Source organism: Mesorhizobium sp. M0800, from assembly GCF_040320095.1.
GTDB lineage: Bacteria > Pseudomonadota > Alphaproteobacteria > Rhizobiales > Rhizobiaceae > Mesorhizobium.
Map to the genome: position 1 here is coordinate 266,901 of NZ_JAMYOZ010000003.1, position 22,237 is coordinate 289,137.

The following is a 22,237-nucleotide window of genomic DNA, read 5'->3' on the forward strand; positions in this document are numbered from 1 at the left end:
CTGCGGCATACGCTATGACCAACGAGTTGGGCGACATCGGATTCGGCTATCGGCCGCGCGCGGCCTATGCCAGCGACCCGGCGAAGTCGCGCGGGCGGCTGTTCGACGAGGTGGAAAGCCCGACGCGCACGCCGTTCCAGCGCGACCGCGACCGCATCATCCATTCGACGGCGTTCCGCCGGCTGAAGCACAAGACGCAAGTGTTCGTCGCACACGAAGGCGACCATTACCGCACGAGGCTGACGCATTCGATCGAGGTCGCGCAAATCGCACGCGCTCTGGCGCGGGCGCTTCGCGGCGACGAGGACTTGGCGGAGGCGGTGGCCCTGGTGCACGACTTCGGCCACACGCCCTTCGGCCATACCGGCGAGGACGCGCTGAATGAGAAGATGGCCGCCTGGGGCGGCTTCGACCACAATGCGCAGTCGCTGCGTGTGGTGACTCGGCTGGAGCGGCGCTATGCCGAGTTCGATGGGCTGAACCTCACCTGGGAAACGCTGGAGGGGCTGGTCAAGCACAATGGCCCGCTGACCGATGCCAAGGGCAAAGGGCTGAAGGGGCCGGTGCCGCAGGCTATCCGCGACTATTCCGAACTGCACGACCTTGAACTCGACCGCTTCGCTGGTATCGAGGCGCAGTGCGCGGCGATTGCCGACGACATCGCCTACAACACCCACGACATCGATGACGGCTTGAGGGCAGGGCTGTTGACGCTCGATATGCTGGAGGGCGTCTCGCTGCCGGGGTCGATCCTCAAGGGCGTGCGTCAGCGCTATCCGGCGCTCGATGACGTACGCACCGGCCACGAGCTGATGCGCCGGCAGATCACTATCATGGTCGAGGACGTGATCGTCTCGACGACAGCCAATCTGGCGCGCATCAAGCCCGGCAGCGCCGAAGCGGTAAGGGCGGCCGGCGAGCCGATGGTGAGCTTCTCCGCCGAGACGGCCGTATTGGAAAAGGAGCTGAAGGCCTTTCTCTACAAGCACCTCTACCGGCATGCGGAGGTCATGCGGGTGCGCGCCGATGCCGACCAGATCGTCAGGGACCTGTTCGACGTCTATTTCGCCGATCCGCGCGCCATGCCGGATGGCTGGCGCGAAGGGCTCGACCGGGCAGAGGACCGCGTCAAGGCGCGCAGTGTTGCCGATTTCCTGGCCGGCATGACGGACACTTATGCGCTTAAGGAACACAGGCGTTTGTTTGACCATACGCCGGATTTGAGCTAGGGCGGGCGCGATTTTGCCGGCCAACGAGCCGGATCCCTGCAAAACCGTCAGAGCCACAGCAATGAACATCTTCGCCGATTTCAACGCGCGAATCATAAAGGCCGTCGAAGCGCTTGATTTGAAAGACAAGGATGGCGTGTCGCCGGACCTGTCGCGCATCGCCGTCGAGCCGCCGCGCGATGCCAGCCATGGCGATCTCGCGACCAACGCAGCCATGGTGTTGGCCAAGCCGACCGGCCAGAACCCGCGTGCGCTGGCCGAAAGGCTGGCCGAGGCGCTGCGCGCCGACGAGGATATCGCGGCCGCCGAGATCGCAGGCCCGGGCTTCGTCAATCTCAGGCTCAAGGACGGCTTCTGGCAGGCGCATCTGACGGCGCTGCTCGGCGAAGGCCGCAACTATGGCCGCTCGACTATCGGCGGCGGCAAGAAAACCAATGTCGAATATGTCTCGGCCAACCCGACCGGGCCGATGCATGTCGGCCATTGCCGGGGTGCTGTGGTCGGCGACGCGCTGGCCAATCTGATGGCCTTCGCCGGTTACGACGTGACCAAGGAATACGTCATCAACGATGCCGGTTCGCAGATCGACGTGCTCGGACGCTCAGTCATGCTGCGCTACCGCGAAGCGCTCGGCGATGAGATCGGCGACATTCCGGCCGGGCTTTATCCAGGCGACTATCTGATCCCCGTTGGTCAGGCGCTGGCCAGCGAATTCGGCCGCTCCCTGCTGCAGATGCCGGACGAAGAGGCGCTTGCCATCGTCAAGGACAGGACGATCGATGCGATGATGGCGATGATCCGCGAGGATCTGGCGCTGCTCAACGTGCATCACGACGTCTTCTTTTCCGAGCGGACGCTGCATGCCAACAATGCGAAGAAGATCCGCTCGGCGATCAACGACCTGACGCTGAAGGGCCACATCTACAAGGGCAAGCTGCCGCCGCCCAAGGGCGAGAAGCCGGACGACTGGGAGGACCGCGAGCAGACGCTGTTCCGCTCGACCGCGGTCGGCGACGACATGGACCGGGCGTTGGTCAAGTCGGACGGCACCTTCACCTATTTCGCCGCCGATGTCGCCTACCTCAAGGACAAGGTCGATCGCGGCTTCGTCGACCTGATCTATGTGCTTGGCGCCGATCACGGCGGCTATGTGAAACGGCTGGAAGCGCTTGCCCGGGCGATTGCCGGCGACGAGGTCAAGCTTACCGTGCTGCTTTGCCAGCTGGTGAGGCTGTTTCGCGCCGGCGAGCCGGTGCGGATGGGAAAGCGAACTGGGAATTTCGTCACTCTTCGGGAGGTCATCGAAGAAGTTGGACGAGATGCAGTTCGCTTCATGATGCTCTACCGCAAGAACGACGCGCCGCTCGACTTCGACTTCGCCAAGGTGACCGAGCAGTCGAAGGACAATCCGGTGTTCTACGTGCAGTATGCCTCGGCGCGCTGCCATTCGGTATTCCGGCAGGCGAGCGAGCAATTGGGCGAGGCCATGTTCGACCGCAACCAACTGGCCGCCGAAGTGGCTTTGCTGACCGATGAGGGGGAGATCGGCCTGATCAGGAAGCTCGCCGAATATCCTCGGCTGATCGAAGCCGCGGCGCTCGCGCTCGAGCCCCACCGGCTGGCATTTTACCTCTACGAACTCGCTTCCAGCTTCCACGGACACTGGAACCGGGGCACCGATAATCCCGACTTACGTTTTGTTAAGGTTAACGACCGACAATTGACGCATGCCAGACTAGGGCTGGTGCAGGCTGTTTCGGACGTTTTGACGTCCGGCCTGACGCTGATCGGAGCCAATGCGCCCACCGAAATGCGTTAGGTTTGAGTAAAAAACCTGTCACCTTTTGCCCACATTGCGCTGGTAAGGGCCAACCCTACGCGACGTCCATGGCGTCCGAATGAGTGCGAGTTCGGGAACAATAATGGCAGACAGAACCCAGCTGAGAGCAGCCGACCACAACGACATCGCCAACGATGATCCGTTCGCGGAACTGACCAGGATCATGGGGTTCGACCCGCGCCAGCCGGTCAAACCGCAAACGCCGGCCCAGCCGAAAACCGCTGCCGCCGAACCGTCGGTGGACGAGGGCGATTTCGAGATCGATCTCGAGAAGGAGTTGATGGGCGAATCCGGCGCCGACGCCAATGACAATGCTTCCCCTGCCAAGCTTCGCGAGCCGACACCCGAACCGGCCGCTGCCGACGAAATGGAGGACGCGCTTGCTGCCTCGTTCGAACAGGATTTCGCGTTCGACGACAGTGCGGCGGATGATGCTGCTCCTGTTGCAGCAACTCCTGTTGCCGCCGACGAAATTGCCTCCGCCCCCGAAAGGGCGTTTGCTCCCGCCGTCGAGCCGGAGCTCGACGACGAGTTCGATAACGCTGTCGCCGGCTCGCTCGAAGACGTGTCGCCGTTCGAGGACGACCTTTCGAGTGACGACGAACTTGCCGCCTCGCTCGACCAGGATTTTCGGCACGACGACGATGTAACGGCCAAGATCGCGGTGACCGGCGAGGATGAACCCAGGGCCGCAGCCGAGGCGATCGAGCCGGTCGACGAGCCCGCCTTCGACGATGAGTTCGACAACGCCGTGGCAAGTTCGCTCGAAGACGAGCTGATGCTCGAAGAGCATGAGCCGATGGAGCAGACCGTCGCCGTTGAAACCGCCGCGCAAGCGGCCGCGTTCGATGACGAGTTCGACGATGCCGTTGCAAGCTCGCTCGAAGACGAGCTGATGTTCGACGAGCATGAGCCGGCGGAAAACGTCGCCGCCCCGGCATCGCCGGTTGAGGCGGTTTCGGCCGATGAGGATCTTGCCGGCCATTTCGATGATGCCATGGCCGATGTCAACATGGACTTCGACGTTCGCCCGAACGAGCCTGCCGAAGTCGAAGAACCAGAGTTTATCGAAGAGCAGTCGATCGAAGAGCCAGAGGCCGCCCGGCTTTCCGGCACGGCCGCTGAAGCGGCGTTCGACGACGATTTCGATCTGAGCTTCGACGATGCGCCTGCCGAGGAAGCCGAAGAGCCCGTGGCGCAAGTTGCGGCCGAACCAGTGGCGCCAGCCGCTGTCGTCCCGACGGCCCCAGTGGCTGAGGAACGCAGCCTGGAAGACGAACTGAACGCGCTGCTCGGTGCGATGAGCACACGGCCGGCACAAGCGGTCAACGAACCTCAGGCAAGCCCGCAGATTGCCGAGAAGCCCGTGATGGCTGTTCAGCAGCCTATCGCGCCGGTAATTCAGAAGCCAGCAGTGGCCGCCGAACAGCCAATGGCGGCGGTCAAAGACGTTGCCAACGAACCGGTGCATGCTGTCGACGAGCTGGATTGGGAACTCGACGAGCACGAGCCCGCTGAGCCGCAGCAGTCCAGTGCCGCCGATGACGCCGATCTTGGCAGTGTCCTCCTCGATGAGCTTGAAGGCGAGGATTTCGGAGTTGAAGCCGCTGCCGGACCCGCGGATGATCTCGACAGCGATGCGCTCGATGCCGACTTCGCCAGGAACATCGGCCTGGATCATGACTCGGCCGACAAGAGTGCGGCAGCTGCTGCCGAAGAAGACCCGCTCGATGCGCTGAACTGGCTGACGACACGCGCCACACCGCCCGAGCCGGCCCGCTCGTGGAGCCGCGTGACACCGGTCGCACAGCCTCAGCCCGCTTTTGCAAGCCAGCCGGTAGCTTCGGCGCGTCCGGCACCACCGCCGCAGCCGGCTGCAACGCCGTCCTATCGGGCCGCACCGGTCGAAGAGAGGCCATCCTATGAAGATCGGCCCGCCTACACGGAAGCTGCACCAAGCTCGCATCAACAGCCTTCCGCCTATGACGAGATGCCCGATGTCGAGACGGTCGACGTGCCCGAGCGCGTCGTGGCGCTGGCGGACGATCTCGACATTCCGGAGCTCAACTTCGACGATGACGAGCCGGTGGCGCCCGCCTACGACGATCTCGATGCCGATTTTGCCAGCCTTCTCACCGAAATGAATGCAACGGATATAGCGCCTGCCCCGGTGCGCAGTGCTGGCTATGACGATGAATACGATGCCGGCTTCGTGTCTGGCTATAAGCAAGATCGTAGCGAGACGCGCGCCTATGGCGCCAAGCCTGCGGAAGCCCCCGTCAGCGCGGCGGCCGCTTCCTATGCCGATGCAGCGGACGGTTTCGATCTGGGCCAATTGCCCGATGGCCAGCCGGTTTCGCAAGCCGACGATTTCACCTTCGATGAGCTCGACTACGATCCCGAACTGGACGAGGAGATGTCGGTTCCGGGCCTTGCCGAACGCGGAGCCGAAAGGCAGCCGCGCAGGCGCGGGCTGCTGATAGGAGCGGTGGTCGGCGCCGTGGCGATCGCCGGAGGCCTTGGCGCCTTTGCGTTGACCCTCGGCGGCAAGAGTGGCGGCGATGCGCCGGTTATCGTCAAGGCCGACAACAGGCCGATCAAGATCAAGCCGGAAAATCCAGGCGGCACCGTCGTGCCGAACCAGGACAACAAGGTTTATGACGCTGTGGTCAAGGGCGCCAAGCCCGCCGAGCCGGTTCAGCAGAAGCTGGTCACCAACACCGAAGAGCCCGTGGACCTGAAGGCCGACGAACCGGAGAGCCGCGTCGTCGATCTTTCGCCCAATGACCCCGATGCCGCAGACGATATCGACGCGCCCGGCACCGTGGCGTCCGACACCGACGGGTCTGGCACCAATGCGCCCGGCACCAGCGCGCCTAACACCAATGCGCTTGGCGCCAATGCGGCTGGCGCTACCGAAACCGCCGCCGTACCGGCGCCCAAGTCCGAGGATCGCATCGCGCAGGTTCTGCAGGAGGCCGAGAAGGGTGCAACCCCCGAGATCGTCGCTGTTGCGCCGCGCAAGGTACGGACCATGGTCGTGAAACCTGACGGCTCGCTCGTGGCGCGCGAGGATCCGGCGCCCGCCGCCCCGCAGATGGCTGCTGCCGAGCCGGCCGATCCGGCGCCGCAGCACGTGGCTCCGGCCGCCCAGGCCGACGCCGCGGCGCAGACCGGCACCGTGCCCCTGATCGACCAATTGACAAGTGATCCGAAGATTGGCGACCAGCCGAGTGGCGACCAGGCGAGCGGCGATCAGGCCGAAACCTCCAAGCTGCAGCCGGCGCCCAAGCCCGACACAAAGGCTGAAGCCAAGCCGTCAGCCAGCAAGCAGTCCGCCAGCACCCCGGCCACGGTTCCGGTGGCGCCGCAGCGCCCGTCCGACCAGCCGGTCGACGTGGTCGGCGAGGTCAAGCCCGATCAGGTCGCTTCCATCGATCCGGCCGCGGCCGGCGCTGGTTCGTGGTCGATACAGATCGCTTCGCAGCCGACAGTCGAAAGCGCCCAGGCGACTTATCAGGATCTGCAGCGCCGCTACGGCAGCGTGCTTTCCGGCCGCACCGCCAACATCGTCAAGGCCGAGATTGCCGGCAAGGGCACCTTCTACCGCGTCCGCGTTCCGGCGCAGTCTCGCAACGAGGCGATCAAACTGTGCACAAGCTACAAGGCTGCCGGCGGCAATTGCTTCGTGTCCCACTAGGCACCAAAACCTCTCGAAAAGCCGGCGTCCGCGCCGGCTTTTTTGCGTGAACGGAAACCTCTGAAGGCAATTGCGGGCGATTCCCTTTGTCGGCGCGAAGCTCTAAACTGTTCCGCATGACCGAATCAAAATCCATGATCCTCGGCTGCGCCGGGAAATCACTGACCCGCGACGAGATCCGTTTCTATCGCAACGAATGCCCGTGGGGCTTCATCCTGTTTGCGCGCAATATCGGCGAGACCGAGCAGATCCGCGATCTGGTCGCCGCGATGCGCGACTGCGTCGGGCGTGCGGATGCGCCGGTGTTCATCGACCAGGAGGGCGGCCGGGTGCAGCGCCTACGGCCGCCGCTGGCGCCGAACTATCCGGCTGCCGGTGCACTCGGCGCCTTGTGGCGCGACGACCATGACGCCGGCACCCGTGCCGCATGGCTTATGGCGCGGCTGCATGCCTTCGACCTGCTGCGCTACGGCATCACGGCGGATTGCCTGCCGGTGCTCGACGTGCCGATCGAGGGCGCCAGCGACGTCATCGGCGCGCGCGCCTATGGCAAGGAGCCGCGCGCCGTCATAGAATTGGGTCGCGCCGCGGCGGAAGGCCTGATGGCGGGCGGCGTGCTGCCGGTGATGAAACATATTCCCGGTCATGGAAGGGCCTTCGCCGATACGCATTTCGAACTGCCGACCGTCGACGCCTCGATCGGCGACCTGCAGCGGCATGATTTTGCCCCGTTCAGGGAGCTCAACCATTTGCCGATGGCGATGACGGCGCATGTCGTCTATAGCGCGATCGACCCGAAGAACCCGGCCACGACTTCCGGCAAGGTCATCGAAAAGATCATCCGAGGCGAAATCGGCTTCGACGGCCTGTTGATGAGCGACGACACCTCGATGAAGGCACTTTCTGGGGATTTCCCGTCAAAGGCGGCCGCTATCCTTGCGGCGGGCTGCGATCTGGTCCTTCACTGCAACGGCGTGTTCGAGGAGATGGCCGGCATTGCATCGCGCACGACCGGGCTGGAAGGCAAGTCGTTTGAGCGCGCGGAGCGGGCGCTGACCTATATCAGGAACCGTGACGTGGCGGACGAGACCGAGATTCGGGCCGAATTTGCCGGTTATTTCGACGCGGTGGCCTAGCATCAAAGGAAGCGAAGTGGCGGAAACATTGGACCTGAAGGCCGGCAAGGCCGCACCGATGGACCGCTTGTGGGCCGAGAACGACGATTCCCGGCTGACCGGCGATCCGGCGTTGGTCGTCGATGTGGCCGGCTTCGAAGGTCCTCTCGATCTTCTGCTGCATCTTGCCCGCAATCAGAAGGTCGACCTGTCGCGCATCTCGATCCTGGCGCTGGCCGAACAGTATCTGGCCTTCGTCGAGAAGGTGAGGGCGCTGAGGCTGGAGCTTGCCGCCGACTATCTGGTGATGGCGGCGTGGCTGGCGTTTCTCAAGTCGAAACTCCTGATCCCCAAGCAGCCCGGCGACGAAGGCGAAAGCGGCGAGGAACTGGCGGCGGTGCTGCAGTTCCGGCTGAAGCGGCTGGAGGCAATGCGCGACGCGGCGGCACGGCTGGTCAACCGCAACCGGCTCGGACGCGACGTGTTTGCACGCGGCATGCCGGAAATGGTCATCGTCGAGAAGCGCAATGCTTATTCGGCCTCGCTCTACGACCTGTTGACCGCCTATGCCCAGCAGCGCCAGAAGCAGGCAATAACCAATGTGACGATCGCCAGGCGCGGCGTGTGGTCGCTCAAGGATGCGCGCGACGTGCTGACCAGGCTGATCGGGTCGCTGCGCGACTGGACGGCGCTCGACGGTTTCCTGGTCGAATATCTGGCCGGCCCGGAAGAGCGGCGCACCGCGGTTGCCAGCTCGTTTGCGGCGACGCTGGAACTGGTGCGCGAAGGCAAGATGGAAATGCGGCAGGACCAGGTGTTCGCGCCGCTTTATCTGCGCGGCCGCGCCCAGGCCATCAAGATAGTCGAGGTAACACCATGAGCGAACGCGCCAACGCTTCGGTCATTCCGTTCAAGGTCGACGACGATGCCGAGCAAGGCGCGGTCGCCGAAAACCCGGCACAAAATCAGGGGCAGAATTTGTCGCGGAATCCTGGCGAGCGGCTGCATATGGCGGAGGCCGTACGGATGGCCGAGGCGATCGTATTCGCCAGCGCCGAGCCGGTCAGCGAAAAACAGCTCACTTCGCGACTGCCCGACGGCATCAACATTGCCGCGGCAATGGCCGAACTGCAGCAGATCTATGCGCGGCGCGGCGTCAATCTGGTGCGCGTCGGCGATGCCTGGGCCTTTCGCACCGCCGGCGACCTCGCCTTCCTGATGAGCCGCGACACGGTGCAGCAGCGCAAACTGTCCCGCGCTGCCCTCGAAGTGCTGGCGATCATCGCCTACCACCAGCCGGTGACGCGTGCCGAGATCGAGGACATCCGCGGCGTCGAGACGTCAAGGGGGACACTCGACACGCTGATGGAGACCGAATGGGTGAGGATGCGCGGCCGGCGCCGCACGCCCGGCCGTCCCGTCACCTACGGCACGACCGACATTTTCCTCGACCATTTCGCACTGGAGGAGATCCGCGATCTCCCCGGCATGGAGGAATTGAAGGGTGCGGGGCTGCTGTCCGGCCGCATGCCGTCGAATTTCTCGGTGCCGCTGCCGCCGGCCGACCCCGATGCGCTCACTGACGACGAGGATCCGCTGACCGACATCGACCTCGAAGAACTCGGCCTTTTGACGCCGCGCGTCACGGAAGATTGAGCCGAGCGCCATCTTAAAGCCACAGGCAGGATGGAACTGCGCCGATTGGTAGCGGGCCGCCGTGCCGAAAGTGCGTGACTTCGGCGACTCATTCATGAACTCTGTCGCAGTTCTGTTTGAATCCGAACCCGAAAGCGCATAGATCAGCGTCTGGGAAACCGTTCGAGAGAGATTTGCTATGGGTTCATTTTCGATTTGGCACTGGATGATCGTTCTGGTGATCGTGCTGCTGGTCTTCGGCCGCGGCAAGATCCCCGAGCTGATGGGCGACATGGCCAAGGGCATCAAGAGCTTCAAGAAGGGCATGGCCGACGACGAGACTGCCGAGGACAAGCGCACCGTCGAACACCGTTCCGACGAAACCGTTTCGGTACCGAAGGAAAAGGCCAGCAAAAGCTGAGCCCAAAACTTTAGTCGGCCAAAACTTGAGTCGGAACGTATAGCCATGTTCGAAGTCGGCTGGACCGAGATGCTGGTGATCGCGATCGTCATGATCGTGGTCGTCGGGCCCAAGGATTTGCCCAACATGCTGCGCACCTTCGGCCGCACAACGGCGAAGCTGCGCGCCATGGCGTCCGATTTCCAGCGGCAGTTCAACGATGCGTTGAAGGAAGCCGAGCTCGACGACGTCAAGAAGTCGGTCGATTCGCTGAGAAGCCTCAATCCGGCAGCCGAGATCAGGAAGCAGCTCAATCCATTCGAGCAGGCCGCCGCCGACGTCCGTTCCGGCGTCGACGCAGTGATGAAACCCAAGCCGGCCGTCGATGCCGCCGCTTCGACGGAGCAGGCGGCCGAGCCGCTTAAGAACGGCGCAACGACGATGCCGGGCGTCAGCCCGCCGGAGCCGACGCCGGCCACGCCGATCTTTCCGGCGATGACGGACGAGTCCGTCGTAGCGCCGGCAGTGCAGGCGCAAACGGCTGCAGCGGCCGTGCCGAAAAAAGCACCTGCGGCAAAGAAGAAGCCAGCGCCCGCGAAAGCCGCGGCCGCCGCGCCGGCCAAGCCGGCAAAGACCGCTGCGCCAAAGGCCGCCGAAAAAGCTGAGCCGAAAGCGCAGTCGTCAGCAGCGAAGAAGCCGGCGTCAGCAACGAAGAAGCCGGCCGCCAGGAAAACGGCGGGAGCCGCCAAGTGAGCGTTTCGGACAAGGAAAAGGACGAGATAGAAAAATCGTCGGCTCCGCTGATGGAGCACCTGATCGAGTTGCGCCGGCGGCTGATCTGGTCGATTGGCGGTTTTTTTGTTGCCTTCCTGGTCTGCTTCTTTTTCGCCAAGCGGCTGTTCAACCTTCTGGTCATTCCGTTCAGATGGGCGACCCAATGGGCCGGGCTCGACCCGCACAAGGTCGAGCTGATCTATACGGCGCCACAGGAGTTCTTCTTTACCCAGGTCAAGCTCGCCATGTTCGGCGGCATGGTCATCGCCTTTCCGCTGATCGCCACGCAGATCTACAAATTCATCGCGCCCGGCCTCTACAAAAACGAGCGCAACGCCTTCCTGCCGTTCCTGATCGCCTCGCCGATCCTGTTCCTGATGGGCGCATCGCTGGTCTATTTCTTCTTCACGCCGATGGTGATGTGGTTCTTCCTCGCCATGCAGCAGACCGGCACCAACGACCAGGTGCAGATTTCGCTGCTGCCGAAAGTGTCCGAATATCTCAGCCTGATCATGACGCTGATCTTCTCCTTCGGCCTGGTGTTCCAGCTGCCGGTGGTGACAAGCCTGATGACGCGGGTCGGCATGCTGTCGTCCACGGCCCTGGCCGAGAAGCGCAAATGGGCGATCGTCATCGCCTTTGTGGTGGCGGCGGTGCTGACGCCGCCCGACCCGATGAGCCAGATCGGCCTGGCCATTCCGACGATCCTGCTCTACGAGGTCTCGATCTGGTCGGCCCGGCTGATCGAACGCAGCAAGGAGCGCGACCGTGTGGCCCGCGAAAAGCAGGACGCCACCGAAGAGGTGGCCGAAAAGCCGGCGGACGCGTCTTCGACATAGGTTCGGTTGAAGCGGGCAGAATTTTTTTGCCGGCCATAGCAACTTTGTTCTTGCTTTGTGCCGGCAGCTATGCTACTAATTTAAGTACGGTGCCAATTGGCTCCAAAAACCCGCCTCTCGAGGCGGGTTTTTGTTTCCAGGGTTCTTTCGATCGAACGTTGCGCGTGCTGCCTACCTGAGGTCGGCGCGAAGGAACTCTGCCTTGACGTCTTGTATCGATGCGGTTTACGCCCTCTGGTCTTTGTTTTGGGCATTTCCTTGCCCCGAAACCGCCGTGCCGAGGACGAACAGACCATGCTTGACATCAAATGGATTCGCGACAACCCGAAGGCCCTTGTCGAAGCGCTGAAGAAGCGCTCGTGGTCGGCCGAGGATGCGCAGTCCACGGTCGACGACCTGATCGCCGCGGATGAGGCGCGGCGCGAGCATCTGACCGAGCTGCAGACCAGGCAGGAACGCCGCAACGCCGCATCGAAGGAGATCGGCAATGCCATGCGCTCGGGCGATGCAGCTCTTGCCGAAAGGCTGAAGGCCGAGGTCGGCGAGATCAAGGCCTTCATCCAGAATGGCGAGGCGCGCGAGCGCGAACTCGACAAGGCGCTGAACGATGCGTTGGCAGTGCTGCCAAACGTGCCGTTCGAGGACGTGCCGGTCGGCAAGGACGAGCACGACAACGTCGTCAAGCGCGTCGTCGGCGAGGTGCCGAGGCGGCCGAACTGGGTGAAGGAGCATTTCGAGATCGGCGAAGCGCTCGGCATGATGGATTTCGAGCGGGCAGCACGGCTTTCCGGCTCGCGCTTCACCGTGCTCAAAAGCGGCCTGGCGCGGATGGAACGCGCGCTCGGCCAGTTCATGCTGGATCTGCACACCACCGAGCACGGCTATGTAGAGATCCAGCCGCCGTTGATGGTGCGCGACGAGGTGCTTTTCGGGACCGGGCAACTGCCGAAATTCGAGGAGGATTTATTCTTCGTTCGGCACGGGGACGGCAGGCTTGGCCTAATCCCCACCGCCGAAGTGCCGCTCACCAATCTCGTTCGCGACGAGATCACGCCGCACGAAAAACTGCCGCTGCGCTATACGGCGCTGACGCCGTGCTTCCGCTCCGAGGCGGGCTCGGCCGGGCGCGACACGCGCGGCATGCTGCGCCAGCACCAGTTCTACAAGGTCGAGCTGGTGTCGATCACCGACCAGGAGACTTCGGTTGCCGAGCATGAGCGCATGACCGAATGCGCCGAGGAGGTGCTGAAGCGGCTCGGCCTGCCGTTCCGCACCATGACGCTGTGCACCGGCGACATGGGCTTTGGCGCGCGCAAGACCTACGACATCGAGGTCTGGCTGCCCGGCCAGAATGCCTATCGCGAGATATCGTCGTGCTCGGTATGCGGCGATTTCCAGGCGCGGCGCATGGACGCCCGCTACAAGGACAAGGACGGCAAGGGCAACCGCTTCGTCCACACGCTGAACGGTTCGGGCACCGCCGTCGGCCGCGCTCTCATTGCCGTTATCGAAAATTACCAAAACGAGGACGGCAGCGTAACCATTCCTGAAGCGCTTCGGCCTTACATGGGCGGTCTCGCAAAGATCGAATCATCGAAGTGACAAGATTGTCGGCCCCGCGTTCCTTCGCGCCCCCCTCTGTCCTGCCGGACATCTCCCCCTCAAGGGGGGAGATTGCGCCGTCATCACAGCTTTCGCCAACTGTTGGCGTAGCAAGGAAGGCGGCGGCTACGGTATTGCCGATCTCCCCCCTTGAGGGGGAGATGCCAAGTGGTGGCAAAGAGGGCAGGACAGAGGGGGGTATCGTAGAGCGCTGCCGTCAATCCAATTCTGCAAAGGCGGTCTCATGCGCATCCTCCTGACCAACGACGACGGCATCCATGCCGAGGGCCTTGCATCACTCGAACGCATCGCGCGCACGCTGTCGGACGACGTCTGGGTGGTGGCACCGGAACAGGATCAGTCCGGCTATGCGCATTCGCTGTCGATCTCGGAGCCGCTGCGGCTCAGGAAAATCGGCGAAAAGCACTTTGCGGTGCGCGGAACGCCGACCGACTGTGTCATCATGGGCGTGAAGAAGATCCTGCCCGAAGCGCCTGACCTGATCCTGTCCGGCGTCAATTCCGGCGCCAACATCGCCGACGACGTCACCTATTCGGGCACGGTCGCCGGCGCCATGGAAGGCGCGCTGCTCGGCGTGCGATCGATCGCCATCAGCCAGGCCTATTCCTATGTCGGCGAGGACCGCGTCGTTCCCTACGAGACCACCGAAGCGCTGGCGCCGGCCCTGCTCGAAAAGCTCGTCGCCATGCCGTTGCCGGACGGCGTGCTGCTCAACGTCAATTTTCCGAACTGTGCGCCGGAAGAGATCGCCGGCACTGTAGTCACTTCGCAGGGCAAGCTGGTCCACAGCCTGTGGGTCGACGAGCGGCGCGACGGGCGCGGCCTGCCTTACTACTGGCTGCGCTTCGGCCGCGAGCCAGTCGAGGGCAAGCAAGGCACCGACCTCCATGCCTTGCGCAATCGGCTGGTGTCGGTGACGCCGCTGCAGCTCGATCTCACCGCGCATGAAATCCGCGATCAACTGGCCAAGGCGCTCGCATGAACTTGAACCACGCTGCAACGGTCGACGAGCGCGAAGGTTTCGCTGCCTTCCTGCTTCGTCTGCGCGGCAGGGGGACGGTGCCGAAGGCGCTGATCGCCGCCTTCGAGGCGACGCCGCGGCGCGGCTTTCTGTCTCCGCATTTCCACCCGATAGCCTGGTCGGACCGTATGCTGCCGATCGAATGCGGCGAGGCCATCGAAGGCGCCGACCTGCAGGCGGCGGTGATCGCGGCACTTGCCATCGAGCCGGGCAACCGGGTGCTCGAGATCGGCACCGGGTCCGGCTACACGGCGGCGGTGATGTCGCGGCTTGCCGCGCGGATCGTCACCATCGACCGTTACAAGACGCTGGCCGAACAGGCCCGGCAGCGCCTCGAGGCACTCGCCATCGGCAATGTCATCGTGCGCCAGGCGGACGGTTCCAACGGGCTGGCCAACGAAGCGCCGTTCGACCGCATCGTCGCCTGGGCGGCCTTCGACAGCCTGCCGCGCTTTCTCCTCGACCAATTGTCGAGCGGCGGCATCGTCATCGCGCCGATCGGACCCGACGAAGGCGAGCAGGTGCTGGCCAAGCTGACCAAGGTCGGCAGCCGCTTCGAACGCGAGGATATCGGCCTGGTGCGCCTGCAGCCGATCCTGCACGGTGTCGCCGCGGTGATCTGATTCCGGGTGCATCGCGCCGCTTGGGGATCAGCCGAAGCCTGTCGTTTCGTCATCCTAGGGCGCAGCGAGGAGCGAAGCGACGCAGCGCAGACCCTAGGATCCATGCCGCGCCCTTGAGGCGTTGCAAGGGTGCAGAATGCTGCTCCGCCGCATTATTCGGCCAAGGTCACGGAATGGATCCCAGGGTCTCCGCGACGGAGCTTCGCTCCTGCTCCGCCCTAGGCCGACGAAGTTGAGAGCCCTCCTCGAATATTTTAAGAAAATTTGCGTCTGATTCTACAGGTTTAACCGACCGGTAACATTAACGCGCTTTAATCACACTCAGTTGTACCGGGTCTGTGCGGGTTAGTGCGATGCAATTCAGTGTTTTGAAGGCAAACGGACGCAATCTGGCGCGTGGCTGCGCCGTCCTCATGATCGCAGGCGCTGCGACGGGGTGTAGTTCCCAGGTGGCGCGGTTCAACAGCGTCGATGACGTGTTCACCGCCTCGACCAACAACCAGCGCGCCATCATCGACAAGCAGGATGCTGCCCAGCCCTATCCGGGCGATGTTGCGGCCGCGCCGATCGACGGCAGCCACACCCAGTCGGTCAGCCGCTCAAGCCTCGAACCGGTTACGGCGCAGCAGTTGCCACCGCCGGCTCCCGCCCTGGCACCCGCCGCCCGCCCGGTGCGTACCGCTGCCGCGCCGGCGATGGCGCCTGCCGCTCCTCGTGTCGACAGGACGGCAACCGGCACCGTCGCTCCGGCGGCAAGGCCGTTCAAGAACGCCGAGCCCGACGCGCCGCGCATGGCGACCGCCGCCGGCGCACCGCATGCAACCGAGATCGTCGTCAAGGACGGCGAGACCATTTCCGGCCTGTCGCGGCGCTACGGCGTGCCGGCCGATGCCATCATGAAAGTCAACGGGCTGAGCGCGACCAAGGGGCTGAAGACCGGCCAGAAGCTCGTCATCCCGGCCTATGCGTATTCGAGCAACGGCGCCACGCCGAAAGTCGCCGACGCCAAGCCCGCGAACGGCACCAGGCACGACCAGCCGGCCGACGCGCCGGAGAAGGTGGCCGTGCTGCCGCAGCAGCCGAAGCTCAGGGAAGGCAAGTCTGCCGCGCAGGTGGACGCCTCGGCTGCGGCGAGCCAGCCGAAGGATGGAAAAACCGCGCCCAAAGTGGCTTCGGCGACGGCCAAGCCAGCCGGTGCCGGCGGCACCTACACGGTTCAGCAAGGCGATACGCTGTCGGCCATCGCCAGAAAGACCGGCGTCGGCGTCGTCGCGTTGAAGCAGGCGAACGGCATGCAGGATGGACTGCTCAAGATCGGCCAGACCCTGAAAGTGCCGGCAGGCGGAACCGCTGTCGTCGCCAGTGCGAAGCCGGCAAAGGTCGATCCGGTGACGACGGCTACCACCCAGCCGCCGGCCAAGGCCACGCCGACGCAGACGCTCGCCTCCTACACGCCGCCAAAGAAGGACGCGAAAGTCATCCAGCAGGCCGAGGACGACGATGCGGTGGCGCCGGACGCAACCGGCATCGGCAAGATGCGCTGGCCGGTGCGCGGCCGCGTGATCTCAAGCTTCGGCGGCGGCAAGGACGGCGTCGACATTGCCGTGCCCGAGGGGACGCCGGTCAAGGCGGCTGAAAACGGCGTCGTCATCTATGCCGGTGACGGCCTCAAGGAATTCGGCAACACGGTGCTGGTGCGGCACGAAAACGGTCTGGTCACCGTCTACGGCCACACCAGCTCGATCGAGGTGCAGCGCGGCCAGAAGGTCAAGCGCGGCCAGGAAATCGCCCTGTCCGGCATGAGCGGCACCACCGACTCGCCGAAACTGCATTTCGAAGTGCGCAAGAACTCGGCGCCGGTCGATCCTTCGACCTATCTCGAATAGACGACGAAAAGCGATTTGCGGGCCACCTGACCTTCAGCCCGCCGAGGAAGTCCGCTCCGCAAGGTGCGGGCTTCTTCTGCTGTTAGTCCTTGAGCGGCTAATCCTTCAGCGATTTGCCGAGCCGGCCTGCCAGATCCTGGGTGAACTGCCAAGCGACGCGGCCCGAACGGCTGCCGCGCGTCGTCGCCCATTCCAGCGCCTCGGCGCGCAGCGTCTCGGGATCGATGGCGAGACCGTGATGGCGGACATAGCCGTCGATCATGTCGAGATATTCGTCCTGCGAACATTTGTGGAAGCCAAGCCACAGGCCGAAACGGTCCGACAGCGAAACCTTTTCCTCGACCGCTTCGGACGGATTGATCGCCGTCGAGCGCTCATTGTCGATCATGTCGCGCGGCAACAGATGCCGCCGGTTCGAGGTGGCGTAGAAGATGACGTTGGCCGGGCGGCCCTCGACGCCGCCTTCAAGAGCTGCCTTCAGCGATTTATAGGACGTGTCGTCATGGTCGAATGACAGATCGTCGCAAAACAGGATGAAGCGGAAGGGTGCCGCCTTCAGCAGGCTCATCAGCTTCGGCAGCGTGTCGATGTCTTCGCGATGGATCTCGATAAGCTTGAGCGGCAGGTCGGGCTTGGCCGAAGCGTTGACCGCGGCGTGCACCGCCTTGACCAGCGACGATTTGCCCATGCCGCGCGCGCCCCATAGCAGCACGTTGTTGGCGGCGTAGCCGGAGGCGAAGCGCTCGGTGTTGTCGACCAATATGTCGCGGACGCGGTCGACGCCGCGGATCAGGCCGATGTCGACGCGGTTGACCTTGCGCACCGGTTCCAGATAGCCGGGATCGGCCTGCCAGACGAAGCAATCGGCCTCGCCCAGGTCGGTTCGAGGCACCGGCGGCGGGGCGAGGCGGGCGATCGCCTCGATCAGGCGATCGAGCTTCTGGTTCAGGATATCGATGGTGCTGTCGGTCATCTCTTGTCTTTTTGTTTCGCTTTCAGGATGGTGCGGCAGGCCAACCTACCTGATTTCAGCGGTTTCGAAACTCGTCCCAAGCATTTGTTCGGGCATGATCTTTTGCGGAAACCGAGCGTCGCTTTTGGGGATCACCCTCTAACACGGCTCACCAGGCCGGAAAAGCAGCCGATTTGCCCGGCCGCGCAGTTGCATTGGCAACGTTACCGACTATATTCCGGCCAAATTTGGCGGGGCCGTCAAATTCCCAGAACGGTTTGGCGGCTGTTTTTAAAATTCAGGAGTACCTCGATGTTCGTGACACCGGCATACGCCCAAGGCATCGGCGGGGACTCGTCCGCAATGTTTATCCAGATCGTGCCGTTTGCTCTGATTTTCGTGATCATGTATTTTCTGATCATCCGGCCGCAGCGCACGCAGCTGAAGAAGCGCGGCGAGATGCTGGCGGCGGTTCGCCGCGGCGACACCGTTGTCACCGGTGGCGGCTTGGTCGGCAAGGTAACCAAGGTGATCGACGATAACGAGCTCGAGATCGACCTTGGCGGCGGTACCAAGGTGACGGCGCTGCGCTCGACGATCGCCGACGTGCGCGTCAAGGGCGAGCCGGTGGCGAACCAGAACGCCAAGAAATAACCGAATTGTCGGCGGAACGATCCGCCAGTACGCCCTGACGGACGACGCCATATGCTTTATTTTTCGCGCTTCAAGATGATCCTGATCTGGCTGGCCGTGGCCGCCACAGTGGTCCTCGCTGCGCCCAACCTTTTTTCCGCCAGCACGCTGGCCAAGTTGCCCGACTGGGTGCCGAAGCGGCAGATGACGCTCGGCCTCGACCTGCAGGGCGGCTCGCACATCCTGCTCAGGATGGATCCGAACGATCTGATCAAGGACCAGCTGGAGACGACGCGCGACGAAATTCGAACGCTGCTGCGCAATGCCAAGGTCGGCTATACCGGCCTTTCCGGATCGGGCCGCAGCGTTCAGGTCCGCATCACCGATGCCAATCAGGTCGATGCCGCCAAGAATGCGTTGAAGACATTAACCGATCCGGTGCAAGCTGGCCTGTTCAGCGGCGGCTCCATCCGGGAGATGACACTGGATGAATCCCAGCCCGGCCTGCTCAAGTTCACCGTCACCGATGCCGGCATCAAATACCGCACCTCGGCGGCGCTGACGCAGTCGATCGAGGTCGTCGGTCGCCGCGTCAACGAGCTCGGCACCACCGAGCCGATCGTGCAAAGGCAGGGCGACGATCGCGTTCTGGTCCAAGTGCCGGGCCTGCAGGATCCGCAGCGGCTGAAGGAGATCCTCGGCCAGACCGCCAAGCTGACCTTCCAGATGGTCGACCAGTCGATGCCGGTGCAGGATGCGCTCAAGGGCCGCCCGCCGGCGGGGTCCTCGGTGCTCTATTCGCAGGACGATCCGCCCGTTCCCTATCTGATCGAGAACCGCGTCATCGTCTCGGGTGAAGACCTCGACAAAGCGAGTGCGACCTATAACTCCCAGACCAACGAGCCGGTGGTTTCGTTCACCTTCAATTCCAGGGGAGCGACGCGGTTCGGCCAGGCGACATCGCAGAATGTCGGCAAGCTGTTCGCCATCATCCTCGACAATCAGGTGATTTCGGCGCCGCAGATCCGCGAACCGATCCTTGGCGGCAGCGGCCAAATCTCGGGCAATTTTACTGCCGAGAGCGCCAACGACCTCGCCGTGCTGCTGCGTGCCGGCGCTTTGCCGGCGACCCTCACCGTGATCGAGGAGCGCACGGTTGGCCCTGGCCTCGGCCAGGATTCCATCCATGCCGGCAAGGTCGCGGGTATCATCGGGTCAATCCTGGTGGTGGCGTTCATGTTCGTCGCCTACGGTTTCCTCGGCTTCCTCGCCAACATCGCGCTGGCGGTGCATGTGGCGATGATCGTCGGGCTGCTGTCGCTGCTTGGAGCGACGCTGACCCTACCTGGTATCGCCGGTATCGTGCTGACCATCGGCATGGCGGTCGATTCGAACGTCCTCATCTATGAACGCATCCGCGAGGAGCGACGTGCCGGCCGCTCGGTCATTCAGGCGATCGATACCGGTTTCAGCAAGGCGCTGGCGACCATCGTCGATTCCAACGTGACCTCGCTGATCGCAACCGTGGTGCTGTTCTGGCTCGGAACCGGGCCGGTGAAGGGTTTTGCCGTCACCTATGCCATCGGCATCCTGACCACGGTCTTCACCGCCTTCACCTTCACCCGCCTGCTGGTGTCGATCTGGCTTCGCCGCGCCCGTCCGAAGGAGTTGCCGCGGGCGCCAGTGACGTTCATTCCGCCGGGAACGAAAATTCCGTTCATGGGCATCCGCCGCTGGACGTTCACACTGTCCAGCGTGCTTTCGGTGCTGTCGGTCATCGGCTTCATGACCATCGACATCAATTACGGCATCGATTTCAAGGGTGGCTCACTGATCGAGGTGCAGTCCAAGGCCGGCAATGCCGATCTGGCCGACATCCGCGGCAGGCTGACGGAACTTAATATCGGCGAGGTGCAGGTTCAGCAGTTCGGCGAGCCGAACGACGTGCTGATCCGCGTCGGTACGCAGGAGGGCGGCGAGAACGCCGAGCAGACGGTCATCGACAAGGTGCGCGGCGAATTGCAGGACCAGTATGATTTCCGCCGCGTCGAAGTGGTCGGGCCGACGGTCTCGGGCGAGCTTGCCAAGCAAGGCACCATCGCCATGCTGGTCGCGCTGCTCGGCATCCTGATCTACGTCTGGTTCCGCTTCGAATGGCAGTTCGCGGTCGGCGCCATCGTTGCGACCGTTCACGACGTGGTCATGACGATCGGCTTCTTCGTCATCACCGGCCTCGAATTCAACCAGTCGTCGCTGGCGGCGATCCTCACTATCATCGGTTATTCGCTCAACGACACGATTGTCGTCTATGACCGTGTTCGCGAGGATCTGCGAAAATACAAGCGAATGCCGCTGCCGCAATTGCTGAACAACGCCATCAACGAGACGCTGTCGAGGACGACGCTGACCTCGGTGACGACGATCTTGGCGCTGCTGGCGCTGGTGCTGTTCGGCGGCGAGGTGATCCGCTCGTTCACCATGGCCATGCTGTTCGGCGTCGTGTTCGGCACCTATTCGTCGATCTTTATCGCCGCGCCACTGCTTATCCTGTTCAAGCTGCGGCCGCAGGCCACAGCGTCCGATGAGGAAAAGCCGGTGGGCGGCGGCAAAGCCATAGCCACCTGACGGCTTGCCTCAAAAGTGGCCAAGGGCATCGTCATCCGCGAGGCGCATTTCCCCGGCCGCGCACCGATCGAGGCTTACGGCAATGGCGGTTTCCGCTTTGCCGACATGTCGCATCGCGGCTCGCTGCTGTGCCTGCCTTCTGGCATCTATGGCTGGGAGCCGGCCGATCCGTTGGAGCTGACGGCAGCGGATTTCACCAAGCTGTTCAACGAGGCCGCCAAGGTCGAGATCCTGCTGGTCGGCAGCGGCAAGGATCTGAGGCCGTTGCCTGCAGCGCTGCGTACGGCACTGAAAGAAGCGGGCATTTCCGCCGATCCGATGTCGACGGGGGCGGCGGTGCGGACCTATAATGTGCTGCTGGCTGAAGACCGCGCCGTGGCCGCAGCACTCATCGCCGTCGACTGACGTGGCCGAAAACACCAAAGTCGTCATGGAGACGGTGCGCGCCGCCGATCATGACCGCTACCTGACCGCGCTCTACGCGCCCGAAGACAAGCGGGACGCGCTGTTTTCGCTCTATACCTTCAACGCCGAAATTGCCGGCATACGCGACCGCATCCACGAGGCGCTGCCGGGCGAGGTGCGGCTGCAATGGTGGCGCGACGTCATCGCAGCCGAAGAGGATGGGGCTGAGGTCGGCCATCCCGTGGCGGACGCGCTGAAGGCGACTATTTCCGCCCACCATCTGCCCAAGGCCGCTTTCGAGAACATGCTCGAAGCGCGCATCTTCGATCTCTATGACGACCCGATGCCGTCGCGCACCGACCTCGAAGGCTATTGCGGCGAGACTGCCGCAGCACTTATCCAACTTGCGGCGATGGTGCTCGATCCGGTCGAAGCACCGCGCTTTGCCGAACTTGCCGGCAGGGCAGGCTGTGCGCAAGCGATGACCGGTCTCCTGCTTCTGCTGCCGCTGCATCGCAAGCGGGGACAGTGCTTTGTCCCGGCCGATATTTTGGCTGCGGCGGGATCGTCGCCGCAAGAGTTCGTTACAGGCGACGGCGGGCCGGGCGCGGAACGCGCCGTTGCCGCGATGATCGCGCTGGCACGCGAGCATCTTTCCGCTTTCGAGCAGGGGGCGTCCGCTCTGGCGGTTTCGCTGCGCCCGGCCTTTCTGCCGCTGGCTCTGACGGGCGCGTATCTCGGCAAGATGGAGACTGCCCGCCGCTCGCCTCTCAAGGATATGGCTCGGCTCTCCGTCCTGCGCCGGCATTGGCTTTTGTTCCGGCGAGCGACGCGAGGCTGGCCGGCCGCATGAAGGCTGATGACCAATGAGGAAGTCCGGGGAGGCCGCCAAGCCTGGACTGCAGGCGGCGAGCATCGCCCCGGCCGAGTAGTTGTT

General features: G+C 63.6%; 18 protein-coding genes. 17 read left to right on the top strand and 1 reads right to left on the bottom strand.

Translation table 11 applies throughout. The annotated features are described in order from the left end of the window. Positions 1-14: 14 nt before the first annotated feature. From NKI18_RS06065 to NKI18_RS06125, 13 genes are all read left to right on the top strand, one after another. On the top strand, positions 15-1,229 hold the full coding sequence (locus NKI18_RS06065; RefSeq protein WP_352454504.1) for a deoxyguanosinetriphosphate triphosphohydrolase: 1,215 nt from the start codon (positions 15-17) through the stop codon (positions 1,227-1,229). A 61-nt stretch (positions 1,230-1,290) separates the two neighbouring features. Further along, positions 1,291-3,048 (top strand): arginine--tRNA ligase, encoded by a 1,758-nt coding sequence (gene argS / locus NKI18_RS06070; RefSeq protein ID WP_353019114.1) that lies wholly within the window; start codon positions 1,291-1,293, stop codon positions 3,046-3,048. Positions 3,049-3,151: 103 nt separating this feature from the next. Next, entirely contained in the window at positions 3,152-6,769 is a 3,618-nt protein-coding gene (locus NKI18_RS06075; RefSeq protein ID WP_352618292.1) for an SPOR domain-containing protein, read from the top strand. A gap of 116 nt (positions 6,770-6,885) precedes the next feature. Next, the gene (gene nagZ / locus NKI18_RS06080; RefSeq protein ID WP_023678932.1) at positions 6,886-7,905 is read left to right on the top strand and encodes a beta-N-acetylhexosaminidase; all 1,020 of its coding nucleotides are present in this window, start codon (positions 6,886-6,888) and stop codon (positions 7,903-7,905) included. A gap of 58 nt (positions 7,906-7,963) precedes the next feature. Next, positions 7,964-8,764: a segregation and condensation protein A gene (locus NKI18_RS06085; RefSeq protein ID WP_352618501.1), complete on the top strand. Its 801-nt coding sequence runs from the start codon at positions 7,964-7,966 to the stop codon at positions 8,762-8,764. After that, entirely contained in the window at positions 8,761-9,540 is a 780-nt protein-coding gene (gene scpB / locus NKI18_RS06090) for an SMC-Scp complex subunit ScpB (RefSeq protein WP_352618289.1), read from the top strand. Before NKI18_RS06085 ends, scpB begins: the two co-directional genes overlap by 4 nt. Before the next feature lie 178 nt (positions 9,541-9,718). Then, the gene (locus NKI18_RS06095) at positions 9,719-9,940 is read left to right on the top strand and encodes a twin-arginine translocase TatA/TatE family subunit (RefSeq protein WP_023678929.1); all 222 of its coding nucleotides are present in this window, start codon (positions 9,719-9,721) and stop codon (positions 9,938-9,940) included. Between the two features lie 45 nt (positions 9,941-9,985). Then, a complete protein-coding gene (tatB, locus tag NKI18_RS06100; RefSeq protein ID WP_352618286.1) occupies positions 9,986-10,672 on the top strand; it encodes a Sec-independent protein translocase protein TatB in 687 nt (228 codons plus the stop codon). Continuing rightward, a complete protein-coding gene (tatC, locus tag NKI18_RS06105; RefSeq protein ID WP_023678927.1) occupies positions 10,669-11,532 on the top strand; it encodes a twin-arginine translocase subunit TatC in 864 nt (287 codons plus the stop codon). The genes tatB and tatC overlap by 4 nt, the downstream gene beginning before the upstream one ends. A gap of 294 nt (positions 11,533-11,826) precedes the next feature. Then, positions 11,827-13,134 carry a serine--tRNA ligase gene (gene serS, locus NKI18_RS06110; RefSeq protein WP_352618282.1) on the top strand — a complete coding sequence of 436 codons (1,308 nt, stop codon included), beginning with the start codon at positions 11,827-11,829 and terminating at the stop codon, positions 13,132-13,134. 244 nt (positions 13,135-13,378) lie between these two features. Further along, positions 13,379-14,137, top strand: a complete 759-nt coding sequence (gene surE / locus NKI18_RS06115; RefSeq protein ID WP_352467008.1) for a 5'/3'-nucleotidase SurE — start codon at positions 13,379-13,381, stop codon at positions 14,135-14,137. Next, a complete protein-coding gene (locus NKI18_RS06120; protein ID WP_023678924.1) occupies positions 14,134-14,799 on the top strand; it encodes a protein-L-isoaspartate(D-aspartate) O-methyltransferase in 666 nt (221 codons plus the stop codon). Before surE ends, NKI18_RS06120 begins: the two co-directional genes overlap by 4 nt. Positions 14,800-15,152: 353 nt before the next feature. Continuing rightward, a complete protein-coding gene (locus tag NKI18_RS06125) occupies positions 15,153-16,685 on the top strand; it encodes a peptidoglycan DD-metalloendopeptidase family protein (protein ID WP_352618279.1) in 1,533 nt (510 codons plus the stop codon). A gap of 97 nt (positions 16,686-16,782) precedes the next feature. Here the strand turns inward: NKI18_RS06125 and NKI18_RS06130 are convergent, their stop codons facing one another. Beyond that, positions 16,783-17,658 carry an ATP-binding protein gene (locus NKI18_RS06130; protein WP_352618276.1) on the bottom strand — a complete coding sequence of 292 codons (876 nt, stop codon included), beginning with the start codon at positions 17,656-17,658 and terminating at the stop codon, positions 16,783-16,785. A 291-nt stretch (positions 17,659-17,949) separates the two neighbouring features. On the opposite strand from NKI18_RS06130, the gene yajC reads away from it, so the two are divergent. Genes yajC through NKI18_RS06150 form a run of 4 tightly spaced genes read left to right on the top strand, consistent with a single transcriptional unit; the run spans position 17,950 to position 22,153 of the window. Continuing rightward, the gene (yajC, locus tag NKI18_RS06135; RefSeq protein WP_352451381.1) at positions 17,950-18,291 is read left to right on the top strand and encodes a preprotein translocase subunit YajC; all 342 of its coding nucleotides are present in this window, start codon (positions 17,950-17,952) and stop codon (positions 18,289-18,291) included. A 51-nt stretch (positions 18,292-18,342) separates the two neighbouring features. Beyond that, positions 18,343-20,895, top strand: a complete 2,553-nt coding sequence (secDF, locus tag NKI18_RS06140) for a protein translocase subunit SecDF (RefSeq protein ID WP_352618273.1) — start codon at positions 18,343-18,345, stop codon at positions 20,893-20,895. Between the two features lie 15 nt (positions 20,896-20,910). After that, positions 20,911-21,300 (top strand): Mth938-like domain-containing protein, encoded by a 390-nt coding sequence (locus NKI18_RS06145; RefSeq protein WP_352618271.1) that lies wholly within the window; start codon positions 20,911-20,913, stop codon positions 21,298-21,300. A gap of 25 nt (positions 21,301-21,325) precedes the next feature. After that, a complete protein-coding gene (locus NKI18_RS06150; RefSeq protein WP_502900663.1) occupies positions 21,326-22,153 on the top strand; it encodes a phytoene/squalene synthase family protein in 828 nt (275 codons plus the stop codon). The last annotated feature ends 84 nt before the right edge of the window (positions 22,154-22,237 follow it).